This window comes from Nocardioides eburneus (genome assembly GCF_040838215.1).
Classification (GTDB): domain Bacteria; phylum Actinomycetota; class Actinomycetes; order Propionibacteriales; family Nocardioidaceae; genus Nocardioides; species Nocardioides eburneus.
Map to the genome: position 1 here is coordinate 85,162 of NZ_JBFPJR010000009.1, position 19,097 is coordinate 104,258.

The window sequence follows — 19,097 nt, forward strand, 5'->3', positions numbered from 1 at the left end:
GACTGAGGCTTCATCGTGTATGGCCCAGATCACACAGAACAAGGTGCATACTGTCAGGCGTGCTGCGGCGATCAACGGACAAATCGTCATGTCTTTGACATTGGCGGCCGCACTTCGGCGTCCGAGCCTGGCCGAAGCCGACCCCATCGTCCGGACCGGCGCGGGTGCCTTGGACCGACGCGTGCGCTGGATCCACTCCACCGAGGTCATCGAGATCGCTCCGCTTCTGCGCGGCGGGGAGCTTCTGCTCACCGGCGGCGAGATGCTCGCGAAGGCATCGCCCTTCGAGCAACGGCGCTACGTCCGCGAGCTTGCCGAACGACAGGTCGCCGCCGTCGCGATCGAGACGGGACCGCATCTACCTGTGATTCCGGCCGCGCTGCTCGAGGAAGCCGACGCGATGGGGTTCCCCGTGGTCGAGCTGAGGCGGGTGGTCCCGTTCGTCGGCGTCGCCGAGTCCCTGAACGCGGAGCTGGTCAACGACTCCGTGAAGAGGCTGGAGTACGGCGGCGACCTGGCCCGCGCTCTGTCGGCGATCCTGGGAGACGGTGGCGACGTCCAGGCCCTGCTCGACGAGCTCCGTGTGCGCACCGGCGCCTCCGTCGTACTCTTCGACCGCGCGGGGGATCCGATCGCCCAGACGTCGGAAGCGGCCTGGGAGGGTTCGCCGACATTGACCGGAGCGGTCACCTCGCGGATCGCCGTACGCGGGACGCCCACAGCGACGCTCGCGTTCTACCCCGGTCCCGATGCCGATCTCGACCTCCTCGCCATCGCCGGCGAGCGAGCCGGGGAGGCGCTCGCCCTGGCACTTCTTCGGGTGCGCCCGCCCTCGGCACGAGACTTCGCCGCCAGCGAGCTGGCACGACTGGCGGCGCGCAGCGACGAGCACCGTGGACGGATCGACCGGCTCGGCGAGATCATCGGGTTCGCGCGCAATGCGCCGGCACTGGGTATCGCGATCGGCGGCTCGACCATCTCCGGCCTGCACGGCCTCGACGGACTTCTCTGGCGCCACGGCTCCGTGGCCATCGACACCGCTGCGAGCCAGGCACGAGTCGTGCTCTCGATCCGCCAGTTGCCTCAGGCCGGGGAGATTCGCGCGCGGCTCATCGCCGACCTGGAGGAGTGGGCGCGCCACCAGAGCGATCTCGTGGTGGCCGTCGGCCCGCTGGTGCCGTCCCTACGACTTCTCAGCGCCTCGATGGGCGCGGCCGAGAGCTGCCTGGAGCGTCGTGCGACGCGCGGACCCGGCGTCGTGGTGGACGCGTCCGCGACGATGGCGGTGGACTGGCTGTGCTCGGACGCGCTGCGCACTCAGGCGCAGCGCCTCGTTCAAGGCCAGCTGGCGATGCTGCTAGCGGCGCCGCGGGCCGAGCGCGACGTTCTCCTCGACACTCTGGAGGCGTATCTCGACCACGGCTGTCACAAGACCCGCACCGCCCAGGCGCTGCATCTGCAACGCCAGTCCCTCTACGGACGGCTCGAGCGGGTGTTCCGCCTGCTCGGTGGCGACCCGACCGGCACCGATCGCGCGCTGGCGCTCCACCTCGCGCTCAAGCTTCGCCACGCGCTCCGGCTCGGCGGCGAGCCTGCGTGACGCCTCAGTCGGACTGGCCGCCGAGCCGCTTGCCGATCTCGCGCGCGCAGTCGCGGGCGGCCTCGGCGATCACCGTCGCCTGCTCGCGCGAGACTCGGAACCGAGGCGCGGAGACGAGGACGGCCGCGACGGCATCGCCGCGGTGGTCGACGACGGGAGCGGCAACCCCGACCTCCTCCAGCGAGGTCTCGCCATAGTTGATGGCGTAGCCACGTTCGACCACGTCGCGAAGACGCCCGGCATAGGCCTCGAGCGTCGCCTCGCTGACGCCGGACAGCTCGATCGCACCGGCGGTGAGCAGCCGGCGTACGGCGACCGCGTCGAAGTGCGCCAGGAAGACCTGGACCGACGAACTCGCCGCATCGTTGTAGCGCGTGCCGAGCGGGGTGGTGTGCTTCACCTGCCGACGGCTGGGCACCTGCTCGACGCACACCGCCTCGCTGCCGTCCCACACCATCAGCGCGACCGTCTCGCCGACCCGTCGGCTCAAGTCACCGAGATAGGGGTAGGCGACCCGCCGTACGTCGAGGTCGGCGAGCAGCGGACCGGCCATGCCGATGATGCCGAGCCCCAGGCGGAACCTCTTGCTGGCCTCGTCGCGTTCCACGAGATCTTCCGCCTCCAGCGTGGAGAGGATCCGCGAGACCGTGCTCTTGTGCAGGCCGATCTTGGCAGCGATCTCGGACACGCCGAGCAGAGGTTCCTCCACGGAGAAGGCGCGCAGCACGGCGATGCCGTTCTTGAGTGCGGCAATGCCCCGGGAATCGGTGCCGTTCTCATCCGCGCCACTCATATCTCGTTCATCATTCCCCATCACCCACCAACCGCGACGGCGCCACCCCGCACGGAACGGGGCGGCGCCGTCGCGGAGTCACACTCCGAGGATGTTGTGCTCGGGCCCGAAGGGGAACTTCGTGATGTTCTCCGCATCCTTCTCGCCGACCACGAGGATGTCGTGCTCGCGGTAGCCGCCGGCACCCGGCTCGCCATCGGGAATCATGATCATCGGCTCCATCGAGACCACCATCCCCGGCTCGAGCACCGTCTCGATGTCCTCACGAAGTTCCAAGCCGGCCTCGCGGCCGTAGTAGTGGCTGAGAACGCCGAACGAGTGGCCGTAGCCGAAGGTCCGGTTCGGCAACAGGCCGTAGCCGATGTAGATCTCGTTGAGCTTGTGGGCGATCTCCGCGCACGAGATCCCGGGCTTGATGAGCTCGATCCCGGCGCGGTGCACCTCGACGTTGATGTTCCACAGCTCGAGCGATCGCTGGTCGGGTTCACCGAAGAAGAGCGTCCGCTCCAGCGCCGTGTAGTACCCCGAGGTCATCGGGAAGCAGTTCAGGCTGAGAATGTCGCCGCGCTGGACCTTCCGCGTGGTGGGCCAGTTGTGTGCCCCATCGGTGTTGATGCCCGACTGGAACCAGACCCAGGTGTCGCGGATCTCGGTGTGCGGGAAGGTCTCCGCGATCTCGTGGACCATGGCGTTGGTGCCAGCGAGTGCGACTTCGTACTCCGCGACGCCCTCACGAATCGCGTCGCGGATGGCGAAGCCCCCGAGGTCGCCGATCCGGGCGCCGTGCTTGATGACCTCGATCTCCTCCTCGGACTTGATCATCCGCTGTCGCATCGCCGACTTCGAGACGTCGACCAGGGCGGCGTCGGGGAAGGCGGCCTCGAACTTCTGTCGCAGCTCGAGCGGCACGGCGTCGTCCTCGACTCCGATACGGGCCGGGTCGATGCCCCGCTGGCGCAGGCTCTCCCGGATGACCCAGATGAAGTTGTCCCTGTGCCAGTCCGTGTAGACGACGTTGTCGCCGAAGGTGCGGCGCCAGGGCATGCCGGCGTCGATGTTCGCCGAGACGGTGTACTGGTCGTCCTGGGTCACGACCAGCGCGTACGGGCGCCCGAAGGACGTGTAGAGGAAGTCGGAGTAGTACTTGATGTTGTGGTACGACGTGAGCAGCGCGACGTCGGCTCCGGCATCGGCCATGATCTTTCGGAGGGAGGCCAGCCGACGCTCCATCTCCGCGTCGGAGAAGGTGAGCTGCTCCTTCTGGCCGTTCTTGATGGACTTCAGGCGTTCGAGATCGGTGACGGACACGGTGATTCCTTTCGAGGTGGGGATGTAGCGGATGGGTGACGTGCTCAGTCGACGAGCGGCTGGCGGCACGTCTCGCGGCTGAGGACGACCGCGACGAGCGAGACGAGTGCGGCGGCGACCAGGTAGAACGCAGGGGCGAGCTGGCTGCCGGTCAGCGTGATCAACAAGGTGGCGACGAAGGGCGCCGTACCGCCGAAGAGCGCATTCGCGACGTTGAAGCTGACGGCGAAGCCGGTGTAGCGGACCGAGGTCGGGAACATCTCGGCCAGGAAGCTGGGCAGGGTGCCGTCGTTGAGCGTGAGCACTCCACCGAGCAGGACCTGGATCACCACGACCGTCGCGAAGCCCGAGAGGTCCAGCATCGCGAAGGCCGGCACCGTCAGCAGGACGAACAGCGCCGAGGCCCCCGTGAGCATCGTCTTGCGTCCGAACCGGTCGGAGAGAGCGCCGGTGCCGAAGATGAAGCAGATGTAGGTCACCAGCGCGATCGTGGTGGCGAGGAACGACTCGGTGTCGCCGAACCCGACCTCCTCGGTCAGGTAGGTCGGCATGTAGCTCAACAAGACGTAGAAGGCGACCGCATTGAGCAGGGCGGCGCCGAGCGCGCGCAGCAGGGCCGCCCGGTGGGTCACCAACAACGCGCGCACCGGCGTGGGCACCACCTGGCGGCTCTCCTCGAGAGCGCGGAAGACGGGCGTGTCCTCGATGCGCAGCCGGATGTAGCGCCCGATGAGCCCGAGCGGCGCCGCCAGCAGGAAGGGCAGGCGCCATCCCCAGGAGTGCAGAGCGTCATCACCGAGGAGGCCGGTGAGCAGTGCGGCGAGCAACGAGCCGAGCAACAGCCCGCTCGCCGTGCTCGCCGGCACGACCGAGGCGTACAGACCCCGGCGGTGCGAGGGCGCGTACTCGACGAGGAAGGCCGAAGCGCCGGCGTACTCCCCCGACGCCGAGAAGCCCTGCACCACCCTGACGATGAGCAGCAGGAGCGGAGCCAGGAGCCCGACCATCGCGTAGGTCGGGAGCAGCGCGATGCAGAACGTCGAGGCCGACATCACCACGATCGAGAGCGAGAGCGCCGAGCGACGGCCCACCCGGTCCCCCATGCGACCCCAGAAGAAGCCGCCGAGAGGCCGGATGAAGAACGACACCGCGAAGACGGCGAACGTCGCCAGCAGCGCGGCACTGCGGTCCGAGCTCGGGAAGAACACGGTGGAGATGGTGGCTGCGAGGTAGCCGTAGGACGCGTAGTCGAACCACTCCACGAAGTTGCCGACGAAGCTCGCCGCGACCACGCGTCGATGCGTGCTGCGGATCTGGGCCTGATCGAGGGCGGGCATCGTCGGCTCGAAGGGCTGAAGGGGCAAGTCGCCAGGAGTGGGAGGCGCGGGCTCGGTGCTCATACTGACCGTCCAAGAGAATGATCGTTGCAGTGTGCGAAACGATGTTGCGACGCTAAGGACGGTCCGTATCGCTGTCAAGGGGCAGATCCGCATTGCGCGCGGATTGAGCGCCATCCGACGCAGCGATATCGCGGTCCACTACTCCCAATTGCGCAACCGCGTTGCATCAGTGGCGTCCCTCGCCGCGACATGCAAGGTCTTCGGCGGATGCGCAGCGGCGTCATCCGCCCACGGCAGCGGCGGCCACCCGGCGGGCCTGGATAGGGCCAAAGACCGTGCGCGGCACCGGTCGGGACATGACCGCGTGGCGGATTCACGCTGGACGTCATCGAGCGCTGGCGAGTGCTGCCGTCATGGGTGGTCCACCCGGCCGCCCAAGGCCGGGTGGACCACCAGGCGACTCGGGTCAGTGCGTCACGGTCACCGACTCGATGGTGCCGGCGAACTGCCACCGCGTGCCATTGGCCGCGACATTGGCGCCGAGCGTGAGGTTGCCCAGGCCAGAGACGCTGTTGAAGAACGCCTGTGCGGACGAGGTCCCGACCACGTGGCCGTCCACGCCGAGTGTGGTGCCCGAGGGTGAGACGCTGAGCGTCATCAGATGCTCGGCGCCGTCATCGACGCGAACGCCGGTCGCGATGCGCACGGGATAGGCGGAGGTCGCGGTGCGGATCTCGGCGTACGCCGCCCCGGCGTTGACCGAGAGGATGAGGTCCTTCACCGTGCTGGCCGGGTCGGCAGCGGAGACCAGGACTCCCGCCGGGGTCGTCTGTGTGGTGCGGAACCGCACGGCGACCATGCCGTCGGCGAGGGACGCCAACGCGGGGAGCGCGGCCGATTCGTCGGTGGCGTGCACTCCGTCGGCCGTCACCGGACCGGGGGTCGACCACACTGTCGTGCCGGTCTGCAGCGTGACCGGCACGGTGCCCTGCGAGATCCCGCGGGACTGGTGGAACGTGACCGTGAGATCCCGCGGCCCCGCCGCCGCATCCGCAGCCACCGCCACGGGCAGTCGCACCGTCCGGCTCGCCCCCGGCGCAAGCGGTGCGAGCCGGGCGCGGCCGCCGGTCACGCCGGGACCGGGAGTCAGCCGCAGGACGCCGGCCGGCTGCGTCCGGTCACCGGTGTTCGTCACCGTGACAGCCAGGCTCTGTCCGCCGCCGGAGCGCAGCACGACCGGTGCAGTCGTCGCACTGGCGATGCTGGCACACGCGGGTCGCAGCCAGTCGCGTCCGAACGAGGTGTAGGTGATGTGCTCGTAGTCACCGCGTTCATAGAGCAGTCCGAAGCGACCATCGGGCAGGTTCGTCAGGGTGGAGTACGCCGCGGCGCCGGGCTCGACGACCTTCGTGACCGGCCAGGTCCGACCGTCGTCGCACGACATCTTGACCACGAGGTTCTCCCGGCTCGACGGGTTCGCGTTGTTGCTCTCCAGCAGCCAGTGCGCCTGCGGGCTGCGCGGGTTGGCGTGCGGCGCGTAGCGGATGATCGAACCGTTGTCACCCGGATCGACCAGGTCGGCGTTGGGGGTGAGGGTCGAATAGGTCTGCCCGCCGTCGTGGGACAGCGCGGTGAGCCGGTAGGGCGTGGCTCGGGAGTCGAGCAGCACGTCGCCGTTCGCGAGCTGGACGGTCTTGTTCTCGTCCGCGCCGGGGCCGACCGGTGTTCCCATGTGCCACGTGCCTCCGTCGTCATCGGAGTACGCGCTCGCTGCGTAGTTGGCTCCGTTGATCCGTACGACGTACTGCTGGACGAGCCGCCCGGCGTAGGGGCCGGTGCTCAGCTGGATCCCCTGACCGGATGCGGCGAACATGCCGCCCCACGAGGGATCCTTGATCTGCGGGGTGATCCGACGGTGGTGCCAGGTGAGACCGTCGTCGTCGGAATAGCTGTAGTCCGCCTGCAGCACGTCCGGATCGTCGGGGTCGTTGCCCGTGTGCGACCCGGCGAAGCCCTGATTGACGCCGGCGGCGTAGAAGTCGAAGATCCGACCGGTCCGACGGTCCACCAGCAGGCTCGGGTCGCCGTAGCCCTTCGGGGCCGGGTCGGCCTGCACGACCTGCTGGTCCGTCCAGGTCCGTCCGCCGTCGGTGCTGCGCCGGATGACGTCGGAGATGTTGCTGGGCAGATCGGACATGCCGGGACGGGCGTCGTACGCCGCGATCAGGGTGCCGCGGTTGGTCACCGTCAAGGCAGCGATGCGATAGACGGGCGATCCGACCCCGCTCGTCGCCAGATCCGTCTTCCGCAGCCCGGTCGCGTCGACCGAGCCTGAGGCGTGGTGCGGTGAGCGGGTCCGGTCCGAGGTCGCGCGGTGTGGCGCTGCGGCCAGCGCGGGGCTCGTGACCAGAAGAAGCGCTGCGGCCGCGATGGCGGCCACAGCGAAGGGTGAGGGGCGTTGCATGGAACCTCCCGATAGGCAGGACGTGGGATGTCCTATGACCGTAGGGTGGCCCAAATCACACGTCAACCCCCGAGAAGGACGCGCGGACGCCGCCTCAGCGTGTCTGCGTCACCTTGCGCAGCCCCCGCGGTCGGTCCGGGTCGATGCCCCGATCGAGCGCCGCGCTCATCGCCAGCTGCTGCAGCGGCAGGATCTCGAGAAGAGGGCTCAGCGCATCCGGAAGTCCCGCGCTGTCGATCGTGAAGTCACCCTTGGCACCGACGGTCCAGATCGGCGCGCCGCGGTCGCGGATCGCACCGAGGACAGGCGCCATGGCAGCGCCTGCCTCCCCCGGAGGGAGGACACCGATCACCGGCACACAGTCGTCGATCATCGCCAGCGGACCGTGCATCAGGTCAGCGGCCGAGAACGCCTGTGCGGAGATGTAGCAGGTCTCCATCAGCTTCAGTGCCGCCTCGCGCGCCGTCGGGTAGGCGTAGCCACGCCCCGTGGTCACCAGGCGCGTGACGCCGCTGCACAAGTCCCGGCCGGCGGCGATGTCGCCGAAGCCGGCGATGACCGCCGCGGCGACGTCCGGCAGACCGGCCAGCCCCCCGATCTCGGGCGCCAGCAGCAGGTAGAGCGTGAGCAGCTCGGCGGTATAGGACTTGGTGGCCGCGACCGAGCGCTCCGGGCCGGCATGGAGAGTGACGTGCCGGTCGGCGGCCTCGGCCAGCGCGGATCCCGGCGCATTGGTCACGGCGACGGTGAATGCGCCCGCCAACCGCGCCTGACGCACCGACTCGACCAGGTCGGGCGACCCTCCGGACTGGCTGACCGCGACGACCAGGGCGTCGCTCAGGTCGGGCCGGCGCCTGTAGACCGTGAACGTCGAGGCCGAGATCAGGCCGGCAGGGACCTCGCCGAGCACCTCGACGACGTACTTGGCATAGAGGGCGGCGTGGTCGCTGCTGCCGCGAGCGACGAACTGAACCAGCCGAGGTCGGCGCCGCTGGATCGCCTGCCTCACCGGCGCGATCTCGGTGTCGTAGGCGGTCAGGATGCGGCGGAAGACATCGGGCTGTTCAGCGATCTCTGCACGCATGAACGCGGCCGGGACGGCCGCTGGCGACTGCGACATGAGCTCCTCGATTCCTATCGGCGACTCCGCCGGCAAATGTGGGCGACGACCCTTGACGGGCACGCTCCGGCGGCATAGCGTCCACACCCTAGCGCGGACATGGGATGTCCAACATCCCCTCACATCGACCACCCCATGAACGAGGAGTCTCAGGTGGGCAACTTCGATCAGGACCTGACAGGGAGCGCACTGAACCGGCGCAACTTCCTGAAGTACACCGGCATTCTCGGGGCGGCGGTGAGCATCAGCGCCGGCCTGGCCGCGTGCGGCAGCACCGGGAGCACGAACAGCTCCGGGAAGCCGCTCGGTACGGCCGCGAAGCCGGCGGGCACCATCACGGCAACCGCCGCTTTCCTGCTCTCCAGCGGATTCGATCCGATGAACGCCTCGAGCGCGGTCGCCACGGCCGTGAACCAGCACATCTTCGAGGCCCTCATCGACCTTGACCCCGTATCCCGCAAGCCGTACCTCGCGCTGGCTGCTGCGCAGCCCCAGCCGAGCAAGGACGGGCTGACGTGGACGGTCAGGCTGCGCAACGATGCCGTCTTCAGTGACGGCGCTCCGGTCACGGCCGACGATGTGGCCTGGTCCTTCACCCGGACCCTCGACCCCAAGAACGCAGCCCTGTGCGCCAGCTTCATCTCCTTCATCGACTCGGTGAAGGCGTCGGGGAAGAATCAGGTCACCTTCAAGCTGAAGAGCCCCTTCCCGCTCTTCAGCGAGCGGATCTCGGTCATCAAGATCGTGCCGAAGGCCAAGACCGCCACGCCGGCGTTGGCCAAGGCGTTCGACACGAACCCGATCGGATCGGGCCCCTTCAAGCTGGACAGCTCATCGGCGACCTCCGGCTGCGTGATGTCGAACAACGCCGCGTACACCGGTCCCCGGCCCGCCCTGGTCACCAAGATCGTCCTGAACACCTCCACGGACAACGCGGCCCGGCTCAACGATCTCCGCGGTGGACAGTCGCAGGCCATCGAGGCGGTCCCCTACCTCGACGTCTCGGGGCTCGGCGACTCCTTCCAGGTCGATGACAAGCAGGCCTTCAACTGCTTGTTCCTGATGTTCAACTGCTCCGCAGCCCCGTTCAACGACAAGCGCGTGCGCCAGGCGCTCTTCTACGCCATCGACACCCAGAAGGTCATCGACGCCGCCCTCTCCGGCTATGGAACCCCGGCCACCAGCTATCTCGATGAGGGAAACGCGAACTACCAGAAGGCGTCGACCGTCTACGACTACGACCCCGACAAGGCCAAGCAGCTGCTTGCCGCCGCTGGAGCCTCGAACCTCTCCTTCGAACTGGTGACCACCGACACCGGGTTCGTCACCGACTGTGCGCCGATCATCATCGACGCCTGGAAGGAGATCGGCGTCACCGCACGACTGAACACCAACCCGTCTGCGGCGGTCTACGGCAACATCGTCCCGGCGAACAGCTTCCGGGTCCTGGCCGCGTCCGGCGACCCCTCGGTCTTCGGTGTCGACGCCGACCTGCTGCTGCGCTGGTACTACTACGGCGACACCTGGGTCAAGGACCGGATGCGGTGGTCGGGGCCGGCCCAGCAGAAGGCCACCAGGTTGCTCGACCAGGCTGCCCGGAGCAGTGGGTCAGCCCAGACGACGGCGTGGAAGCAGGTCTTCGACCTTGTGGCCGACGAAGCGCCGCTCTACCCGGTGCTGCACACCAAGACGGTCACAGCCTCGGACCCGACGTCCCTGACCAACTTCCACGGCGCCGCCACCACCGGCCTGTACTTCCTCGGCGTCGGACGCCAGGACTGACCCGATGAGTGGTCCCGGCCGCACCCGTGGCGACGGCCGGGACCGACCATCTCGCCGCGGCCGCGCGGCCGCGATCCTTGAAGGAGGGCCGAGTGCGCCTCATCGCCAGCCTCATCCTGCGGCGCCTGCTCACGCTGGTCCCGCTGATGCTCGGCATCATCTTGTTCATCTTCGTGGTGCTCGCGCTGTCGCCGAACAGCGCGGCCATCGCGGCCCTCGGTGACCACGCGACCACCGCCCAGATCAGCGCGTTCAACCACGCGCACGGGCTCGACCGTCCGCTGCTCGTCCGCTACGTCACCTATCTCGGAGACTTGCTGCACGGCGATATGGGCACCACCTACGCGCTCAACAAACCGATCTCCCAGATCATCTCGAGCGCCTTGCCGATCACTCTCCAGCTGACCGCTCTCGGCGTCGTCGGTGCGCTCGTGGTGGCACTGGCGCTCGGCATGGTGGGAGCGCTCTACCGCAACCGGTGGCCCGACCAGCTGACGCGCGTGGTGTCGATCGCCGGCATCGCGATGCCGTCGTTCTGGTTGGCGATCCTGCTGATCCAGCGGCTCTCCGCGGTCGGCGGTGGCCCGTTCCCGAGTGGCCGGTACGTCGCCCCCTCGACCTCCCTCCACGGCTGGTTCATGTCGATGGTGCTGCCGGCGATCGCTCTGGGCGTACCCGTCGGATGCGCCCTGGCCCGCGTGGTGCGCACATCGATGGTCGAGGAGCTGGACAAGGACTACGTCCGGACCGCGATCGGGGCCGGTCTCCCGCCGCAGGTGGTGATCGGCCGCAACGTGCTGCGCAACGCCATGGTCACCCCGCTCACGGCCCTCGGCCTCCAGATCGGCTACCTCATCGGTGGCGCGGTCATCATCGAGGCGATCTTCTCCCTCCCGGGGATGGGCACCCAGATCATGTCGGCGGTGACCCAGAACGACGCCGGACTCGCCCGGGGCGTGGTCATCGTCATCGCGCTGGGCTTCATCGTCGTCAACTTCCTCGTCGACGTGCTCTACCTGGTCATCAACCCGAGACTGCGAGGAGGTCACTGATGACACGACGTCGCTTCGCGCGCATCGCGGCTGTGATCAGTCCGCTGCGCCGACTGCCCGTGACCGCGAGACTGGGCCTGCTGTTCATGACGCTGGTCGTCCTCGTCGGCATCTTCGCTCCCCTGCTGCTGACCAAGGATCCAAGCCACGTCGCCGAGGCACCGCCCACGCAGGGCCCCAGCGGAAGCTACTGGTTCGGAGTGGACCGTCTCGGCCGCGATGTCTTCTCGCGGATGGTCGCCGGCACCCGACGTTCCCTGATCGTGGGATTCGGCGCCTCGGCGCTGGCGCTCGTCGCAGGAGGCGTGCTCGGTGCGGTGGCGGCCACCAGCCGCAAGATGGTCGACGAGGTGATCATGCGCCTGCTCGACGTGGTGATGGCCTTCCCCACCATCGTGCTGGCGGCCGTTCTGGTGATCGCCTACGGCAAGGACAACCTGCTCGTCCTCGTGCTCGCCATCGCGTTCGTCTTCATGCCGCAGATGGCCCGCATCGTGCGAGCCAACGTCCAGGCGCAGTACGGCGAGGACTATGTCGCGGCCGAGCACGTCATCGGCGCCCGGCGGATGCACATCCTGCTCCGCCATGTGATCCGCAACTGCGCCGCGCCGATCCTGGTGTTCGCCACCGTGATGGTGGCCAACGCCATCGTCTTCGAGGCCTCGATGTCGTTCATCGGCGCGGGGCTGCAGGGGCAGGACGCCGATTCCTCGTGGGGCAGCGTGATCGCCTACGGCCAGCAGTTGCTCGCCAGCCACGGCTGGTGGGCAACCTTCTTCCCGGGCCTGGTCATCCTGGTGACCGTCCTGGCGCTCAACATGCTCTCCGAGGGCATCTCCGACGTGTTCGCCGCGCCCGCGACGCGTCGTGGCGTGAGCGCGGCGAAGGCCGTGGCGGCCGACCCCCTCGAGGCCGCCCGGCCCGGGAGCGGGCAGGTCGCTGCCCTTCCGGGCCTCGCCGAGGCGTCCGCGCGCCTCGCCTCGCGAGCTCGTCCGCTGCCGTCGGGTGAGCCGCTGCTCAGCGTTCGCGATCTGCGCATCGGCTTCCCGGACCGCCATGAGGGCATCGACATCGTGGACGGCGTGAGCTTCGACGTACGGCCCGGGGAGGTGCTCGGGCTGGTCGGCGAGTCGGGGTGCGGCAAATCCCTGACCGCGCTCACCCTCGCCGGGTTGCAGCCGGCCGGAGCCAGGATCACCGGCAAGGCCCGCTTCGATGGCACCGAACTGTTCACGATGTCGCGCCGCGACCGGAGCCGGCTGATGGGCCGCGATATCGCGATGGTGTACCAGGACGCCCTCTCCGCGCTCAATCCGGCGATGACGATCGGGGCGCAGTTGCGCCAGCTCACCCGTCGTGGCGGCACCAGCAGTCCTGCCGAGCTGCTCGAGCTGGTCGGGCTCAACGCGTCCCGGACGCTGAGGTCCTATCCCCATGAGCTCTCCGGCGGCCAGCGGCAGCGTGTCGTGATCGCGATGGCGCTCTCGCGCAGCCCGCGGCTGATCATCGCCGACGAACCCACCACGGCACTCGACGTGACTGTGCAGGCGCAGGTGGTCGCGCTCCTGCTGCGGCTGCGGGAGGAGCTCGGCTTCTCGCTGATCTTCGTCTCCCACGACCTTGCGTTGGTCTCGGAGATCACCGACCGGGTCGTGGTGATGTACGGCGGACAGGTGGCCGAGTGTGGTGCGACACCCCAGTTGCTGGCGAGTCCGGAGCACCACTACGCCCGCGGTCTGCTGGCCTCGGTGCTCTCCCTCGAGGCGGCCCACGAACGGCTCAGCCAGGTGCGCGGCGTCGTGCCCTCCCCCGCCGACTTCCCCGCCGGATGCCGGTTCTCGGACCGGTGCCCGGCAGCGACAGCGATCTGCGTGACCACGACGCCTCCTCTCCGAGGTTCTGCCGACCATCACGCATTCGCGTGCCACCATCCCGCCGGCATCGCGTCGGCGGACGCCGACCTGGAGGCGGCGCACCATGCCTGACCCACGATCCGAGACGTCAACACCGGTGCTCGAGGTCCGCGACGTCGACGTACGACTCCCGGCCCGCGGCGGCTCGCTGCTCTCCCGCGACCGTGTCCACGCCCTGACGGGCGTCAGTCTCGCTGTCGCGCCGGGCGAGACGGTCGGCGTGGTGGGTGAGTCCGGATGCGGGAAGTCCACGCTGGCTCGGGTGCTCATCGGTCTCCAGCGGCCGACGAGCGGGACGGTGGCGGTGAACGGCACGGATCTCGCCGGCCTGACCGGCCGAGCTCGCAGCCGTGTGATCGGGTCGACGGTCGGCATGGTCTTCCAGGACTCCTCCACCGCACTCAATCCGCGGCTGCCCGTGCGGGCGATCCTGCGTGATCCTCTCGATGTCCATCGCCATGGCAACGCCGCGGCGCGACAGGAACGGGTTCGGGAGCTGATGTCACTGGTCGGTCTGCCCGCGAGCGTGGCCGATCTCTTGCCCAGCCAGCTCTCCGGCGGCCAGCGCCAGCGCGTCGCGATCGCCCGTGCCCTCGCGCTCGAGCCCGCCGTGCTCGTCGCAGATGAGCCGACCTCTGCCCTCGATGTCTCCGTACGAGCGCAGATCCTCAACCTGCTGCTCGACCTGAATGAGCGGCTCGGGCTGGCGACGGTCTTCGTCTCCCACGACATCGCCACGGTACGGCGAATGGCCGACCGGATCATCACGATGTACCTGGGCCGGATCGTGGAGGTCACCCCCGCCCCGGCCGTCATCACGGGCACCCGCCATCCGTACTCACGCGCGCTCCTCTCGGCGACGCCCAGCCTGTTGCACGACACGACTCCGATCACGCTCGAGGGTCCGGTCCCCTCGGCCGTCCATCCGCCCAGCGGCTGCCCCTTCCGCACTCGATGCTGGCGGGCGAGCGAGCAGTGCGCCGTGACCATGCCGCCCTTCGAGGCCGATCTGAGTACGCCACTGCACGAGTTCCGCTGCTATCACCCCGTCCTCGACGACGCCGATCTTGCAACCCCCATCAGTCAGGAGAAGATGTGAAGACCCCCCGTCCCCGGTTCACCGGCATCATCCCGCCGGTCTGTACACCGCTGACCCCTGAGCTCGGCGTCGACGTGGCATCCCTTCGGCGTCTGGTCGAGCATCTGGTCGGAGCCGGTGTGGACGGGCTGTTCGTCCTCGGTTCCACGAGCGAGGTCGCCTTCCTGACCGCCGAGCAGCGCGCCCAGGTCGCCGAGACGGTGGTCGAATCGGTCTCTGGTCGAGTGCCCGTCCTGGCCGGCGTCATCGACATGACCACCCCGCGCGTCATCGAGCACGCCGAGACGGCCGCCAAGATCGGCGTCGATGCGATGGTGGCGACCGCGCCGTTCTACACCCGCACGCACCCGGCGGAGATCGCGCGGCACTTCCGGCTCCTGCACGACGCGGTGGACCTCCCGATCTTCGCCTACGACCTGCCGGTCTCGGTGCACTCCAAGCTCGACGGCGCCATGCTGCTCGATCTGGCCGCTGACGGCGTGCTGTGTGGGGTCAAGGACTCCTCGGGTGACGACGCCGGGCTCCGCAACCTGCTCGTCCAGCGCGCCGACAGGGGTGCCGACGTTGCCGGGTTCAGTGTGCTCACCGGTTCGGAGACGACGGTCGACGCGGCGCTCGCCATGGGCGTCGACGGGGCCGTCCCGGGTCTGGCCAATGTCGACCCGGAGGGCTACGTGCAGCTGTTGCGGACCTGCCGCGACGGTGACTGGGTGACCGCGCGCACGCAGCAGGAGCGGCTGCTGCGACTGATGCGCCTGGTCGACGCCGCGCCGTCCACGCGGATGGGCCGCGGCTCATCCGCTCTCGGCGCATTCAAGGCGGCGCTCAAGCTGCGGGGCGTCATCGCGTGCGCCGCAACGGCTCCCCCGCAGATCCCACTCGACGACGCCGAGATCGCGTTCGTGCGCGCGCACCTCATCGAAGCCGGTCTGCTGTGACAGACCAGCCCTGGTCCGCGGCGGCGGTCGACATCGGCGGCACCAAGATCGCCGCGGCGCGGGTCGACTCGTCGGCCCGCGTCGTCGACCGTCGGCTTCGGGCCACTCCCCGCGGCGGGGGCGCTCCGGTGCTCGACGCCGTGGCCGCCCTGATCGACGAGCTCGTCCGTGCGACGCCGGCCGGCGAGGCTCCGATCCGTGCCGTCGGGATCGGCTCGCCCGGCGTCGTCGACACCCGACGTGGCGTCGTCGTGTCAGCCACCGGAATCCTCCCCGGATGGACCGGGACGGCGGTCCGCGCCGAGCTCGAGCGCCGTCTCGGCTTGCCGGTCGCGGTCGACAACGATGTGCGGGCGATGGCGCGCGGCGAGCTGTCGTTCGGTGCCGCCCGGGGCGCCAGTGACGTCCTGTTCGTCTCGCTCGGCACCGGGGTGGGAGGCGCATTCGCGCGCGACGGCATCATCGTCTCGGGGCGGCACGGCACGGCAGGCGAGATCGCGCACCTCCTCGTGCCGGAACGCGGCGCGATCGCCTGTGGCTGTGGGCGAACCGACCATCTCGAGGCCGTCGCGAGCGGGCCGGCGATCACGGCACGGTACGCAGAGCTCACCGGCGATCACGCTCTGGACCTGATCACCGTCGCGAGCCGACTGCGCGACCGCGACACGGCGGCCGCTACGACGATCAGGGCGGCCGCCGTCACCCTCGGGCGGGCCATCGCCGGACTGGTCACTGCCTTCGACGTCGAGCGCGTCGTCGTCGGCGGCGGGGCCGCACGGATCGGTCCCCCGCTGCTCGACCCCCTCGCCGAAGCGCTGCGTGCCGAGGTCCTCCCGTCGCTGGCGGACGTCGATGTCGTCGTGGCGGAGTTGGGGACCGACGCACCGCTCGTCGGCGCCGCACTGCTCGCCACGGACCGGCTTGCGAGAACGGAGGCCGTGTGATGATGACGCTCGATGACTTCGTGCGCGCCGTGCGGGGACGACTCATCGTCTCGTGCCAGGCACCGGCGGGGCATGCGCTGCGCGACACCGCGACCGTCGTACGGATGGCGCACGCCGCGGTGGCCGGTGGCGCCGCCGCGATCCGCTGCGGCGGCGTGGGCGGCGTACCCGATGTCCGGGCTGTCGCGGAAGCCGTCGACGTCCCCGTCGTCGGATTGACCAAGGACGGCACTGAAGGCGTCTACATCACGCCGACGGTCGCGGCGGCGCTCGCCGTCGTAGCGGCCGGCGCGGCGGTCGTGGCCGTGGACGCGACCCAGCGTCCGCGTCCGGACGGCCGCGACTTCGCTGACACGGTCGCCGCGGTCCACGAGGCGGGTGCCCTCGTGATGGCGGACGTGTCGACCCTCGACGAAGGTCTCGCGGCCGCGCACGCCGGGGCCGACGTCATCGCGACGACCTTGTCCGGCTACACCCCCCACAGCCTCACCCAGACAGAACCGGACCTGGCGTTGGTCGGCGCGCTCCGACACGCCCTCCCCGGGGCGGTCATCGTCGCCGAAGGCCGCTATCACCAGCCCTCAGACGTGGCCCGGGCGGTGGTCGCCGGCGCCACGACGGTCGTCGTCGGTACCGCGATCACCGATCCCGCCTGGATCACCGCTCGATTCGCGGAGGCGTTGCAGCAGTGACGGCGCCGGCCTCGATTCACGACGACCTGACCGGCACGGTGTTGGTCGGCGCCCGGGTCGTCACACCCAGCGGCGTGCTGCCAGCAGGATGGGTGCAGACCTCCGGCCGACACATCGCCGCCGTCGGCACGGGACCGCTGCCCGACGGCGTTGTCCACGACCTGGCCGGAGGATGGCTGCTGCCCGGCTTCGTCGACCTGCACATGCACGGGGGCGGCGGGCACGACGTGACCGCGTCTCCCGATGCCATGGCCGCAGCGGTCGAGTTCCATCGCGGTCACGGAACCGCCGCCACCTTGATCTCGCTGGTGACTGCTCCGGTCCAGTCGTTGTGCGAGCAGCTGTCGTGGGTCGCCGACCTGGCCGAACGCGACCCCCATGTGCTCGGCGCGCATCTCGAGGGCCCTTTCCTCGCCCCCAGCCGCTGCGGCGCCCAGCATCCCGACCACCTGCTCCGACCCGATCACGACGTCCTCTCGCAACTGGTCGACGCGGCACGGGGCCACCTGAGGTGCGTCACCATCGCACCTGAGCTCCCCGGCGCGCTCGACCTCATCGACGACCTGCTGGCCATCGGCATCGTGGTCGCCGTCGGACACACCGACGCGACCTATGACGAAGCGCGCGCGGCCTTCGACCGTGGCGCCACCTTGGCGACCCATCTGTACAACGGCATGCGTCCCGTCCACCACCGTGAACCGGGACCGGTCCTGGCGGCCTTGGACAGCGATGCCTGGTGTGAGGTCATCAACGACGGCGTCCATGTCCACCCGGCCGTGGTCACCGAGGTGCTGGCTCGGGGGACCGAGCGGCTGGTCTGGGTCACCGACGCGATCTCGGCGGCCGGCGCCGCCCCCGGCCGCTACCTGCTCGGAGGTCTCGACGTCGAGATGCGCGACGGCGAGGCCCGGTTGCGCTCCAGCGGGGCTCTGGCGGGCAGCGTGCTCACGCTCGATGACGCCGTACGCCGGGCTGTCCACGACGGAACCGACATCGTCTCCGCGTCGCGCGCGGCTTCCGGCAACCCGGCCGCAGTGGTGGACCTGACGGGGCGGACCGGCGCGATCGAGCCAGGCCTTCGGGCAGATCTCGTCCTTCTGGGCGAGGACCTCCGCGTGCGCAAGGTGATGTCCGACGGGTCGTGGAACGAAGAGAGGCGCTCATGACCACGCCGGCGCGGCGACGGTCCCGACACAACGCGTTGCGTAGCAGGCGTCTTGCCGATTCTGAGAACATCGGATCCGCACCCACCCAGCAGAGCGAGGTTCAGATGAGTGTTCAGGGGGCCGCCCGTCGTATCCCGGCCACCCGCTCGCGGCAGGCTCAGCAGGACATCCTTGACCAGATCAAGGAGCTCATCCTAACTGAGGGACTGGCCGCCGGGGACCCCATGCCGACAGAGGCCGAGCTGGTCGATCGGCTCGGGGTCAGTCGGAACTCGGTGCGCGAGGCGCTCAAGGCCCTGCAAGCGATCGACCTGGTGGAGATCAGGCACGGGTTCGGAACGTACGTCGGCACCTGCTCGCTCACTCCCTTCTCCGAAGCTCTGATCTTCCGCGGCCGCCGGTCCCTGCGGGGCGACCGTCACGACGTCTACGAGATCGTCGACCTGCGTGAAGCCCTGGAGGCGGGACTCGTGGGTCAGCTGATCAGCGTGATCGGCGAGGACGACCTGCGGGAGCTGCGCCTGCGACTGGCGGAGCTCAAGGAGGTGGCCGGACAGGGCCAGGCCGGTGATGATGCCGATCGAGCCTTCCATGAACAGCTCTTCGCGCCGTTGGAGAATCAACTGACCAGTCAGCTGCTGCGTGTCTTCTGGGACGTCTACCACGAGCTGGCGGACGAGCTGCCGCCGAGCGGACTGGACCCCGACGACATCTACGACATCCACGCCGCCATCTACGCAGCCGTCGCGGACCGTGATGCCGACCGCGCCGCCCGAGCGATCCACGACCATTTCGTCGGGATCCGCGAGCGCATCCGCGGCTGAACGCCACCAACGCGCCCAGCTTCGTCGGGACGACCGCGTCAGACGAGGAGACCCGTCAACGT

At 69.3% G+C, this 19,097-nt stretch carries 15 protein-coding genes; 10 read left to right on the plus strand and 5 right to left on the minus strand.

The genetic code is table 11. The features are described from left to right. Positions 1 to 88: 88 nt before the first annotated feature. Positions 89 to 1,600: a PucR family transcriptional regulator gene (locus AB3X52_RS07060; RefSeq protein WP_367992682.1), complete on the plus strand. Its 1,512-nt coding sequence runs from the start codon at positions 89 to 91 to the stop codon at positions 1,598 to 1,600. Positions 1,601 to 1,604: 4 nt separating this feature from the next. Here AB3X52_RS07060 and AB3X52_RS07065 read toward each other — a convergent pair whose 3' ends face one another. The 5 genes from AB3X52_RS07065 to AB3X52_RS07085 all read right to left on the minus strand — a co-directional run bounded on the left by AB3X52_RS07065 (position 1,605) and on the right by AB3X52_RS07085 (position 8,625). Continuing rightward, positions 1,605 to 2,393 carry an IclR family transcriptional regulator gene (locus tag AB3X52_RS07065; protein ID WP_367992684.1) on the minus strand — a complete coding sequence of 263 codons (789 nt, stop codon included), beginning with the start codon at positions 2,391 to 2,393 and terminating at the stop codon, positions 1,605 to 1,607. Positions 2,394 to 2,471: 78 nt separating this feature from the next. Next, a complete protein-coding gene (locus AB3X52_RS07070; protein WP_367992686.1) occupies positions 2,472 to 3,701 on the minus strand; it encodes an aminopeptidase P family protein in 1,230 nt (409 codons plus the stop codon). A gap of 44 nt (positions 3,702 to 3,745) precedes the next feature. After that, on the minus strand, positions 3,746 to 5,038 hold the full coding sequence (locus AB3X52_RS07075; RefSeq protein WP_367992688.1) for an MFS transporter: 1,293 nt from the start codon (positions 5,036 to 5,038) through the stop codon (positions 3,746 to 3,748). Between the two features lie 469 nt (positions 5,039 to 5,507). Continuing rightward, complete coding sequence (locus AB3X52_RS07080) at positions 5,508 to 7,505, minus strand: exo-alpha-sialidase (protein ID WP_367992690.1); 1,998 nt, start codon at positions 7,503 to 7,505, stop codon at positions 5,508 to 5,510. Between the two features lie 94 nt (positions 7,506 to 7,599). Further along, on the minus strand, positions 7,600 to 8,625 hold the full coding sequence (locus AB3X52_RS07085; RefSeq protein ID WP_367992692.1) for an SIS domain-containing protein: 1,026 nt from the start codon (positions 8,623 to 8,625) through the stop codon (positions 7,600 to 7,602). 153 nt (positions 8,626 to 8,778) lie between these two features. Between AB3X52_RS07085 and AB3X52_RS07090 the strand changes: the two genes are divergently transcribed. The 9 genes from AB3X52_RS07090 (at position 8,779) to AB3X52_RS07130 (ending at position 19,035) form a co-directional block, all read left to right on the plus strand. Then, a complete protein-coding gene (locus AB3X52_RS07090; protein ID WP_367992694.1) occupies positions 8,779 to 10,407 on the plus strand; it encodes an ABC transporter substrate-binding protein in 1,629 nt (542 codons plus the stop codon). A gap of 92 nt (positions 10,408 to 10,499) precedes the next feature. Continuing rightward, complete coding sequence (locus AB3X52_RS07095) at positions 10,500 to 11,459, plus strand: ABC transporter permease (protein WP_367992696.1); 960 nt, start codon at positions 10,500 to 10,502, stop codon at positions 11,457 to 11,459. Further along, positions 11,459 to 13,444, plus strand: coding sequence for a dipeptide/oligopeptide/nickel ABC transporter permease/ATP-binding protein (locus AB3X52_RS07100; protein ID WP_367992698.1), 1,986 nt, complete (start codon positions 11,459 to 11,461; stop codon positions 13,442 to 13,444). The genes AB3X52_RS07095 and AB3X52_RS07100 overlap by 1 nt, the downstream gene beginning before the upstream one ends. Continuing rightward, positions 13,437 to 14,471 carry an oligopeptide/dipeptide ABC transporter ATP-binding protein gene (locus tag AB3X52_RS07105; protein WP_367992701.1) on the plus strand — a complete coding sequence of 345 codons (1,035 nt, stop codon included), beginning with the start codon at positions 13,437 to 13,439 and terminating at the stop codon, positions 14,469 to 14,471. Before AB3X52_RS07100 ends, AB3X52_RS07105 begins: the two co-directional genes overlap by 8 nt. Then, on the plus strand, positions 14,468 to 15,409 hold the full coding sequence (locus AB3X52_RS07110; RefSeq protein WP_367992703.1) for a dihydrodipicolinate synthase family protein: 942 nt from the start codon (positions 14,468 to 14,470) through the stop codon (positions 15,407 to 15,409). The genes AB3X52_RS07105 and AB3X52_RS07110 overlap by 4 nt, the downstream gene beginning before the upstream one ends. Next, positions 15,406 to 16,353 carry an ROK family protein gene (locus AB3X52_RS07115; protein ID WP_367992705.1) on the plus strand — a complete coding sequence of 316 codons (948 nt, stop codon included), beginning with the start codon at positions 15,406 to 15,408 and terminating at the stop codon, positions 16,351 to 16,353. Before AB3X52_RS07110 ends, AB3X52_RS07115 begins: the two co-directional genes overlap by 4 nt. Positions 16,354 to 16,355: 2 nt before the next feature. After that, positions 16,356 to 17,045 (plus strand): N-acetylmannosamine-6-phosphate 2-epimerase, encoded by a 690-nt coding sequence (locus AB3X52_RS07120; RefSeq protein WP_367992707.1) that lies wholly within the window; start codon positions 16,356 to 16,358, stop codon positions 17,043 to 17,045. Next, positions 17,042 to 18,211 (plus strand): N-acetylglucosamine-6-phosphate deacetylase, encoded by a 1,170-nt coding sequence (nagA, locus tag AB3X52_RS07125; protein ID WP_367992709.1) that lies wholly within the window; start codon positions 17,042 to 17,044, stop codon positions 18,209 to 18,211. Before AB3X52_RS07120 ends, nagA begins: the two co-directional genes overlap by 4 nt. Further along, entirely contained in the window at positions 18,208 to 19,035 is an 828-nt protein-coding gene (locus AB3X52_RS07130) for a FadR/GntR family transcriptional regulator (protein WP_367992711.1), read from the plus strand. The genes nagA and AB3X52_RS07130 overlap by 4 nt, the downstream gene beginning before the upstream one ends. Positions 19,036 to 19,097 lie beyond the last annotated feature (62 nt).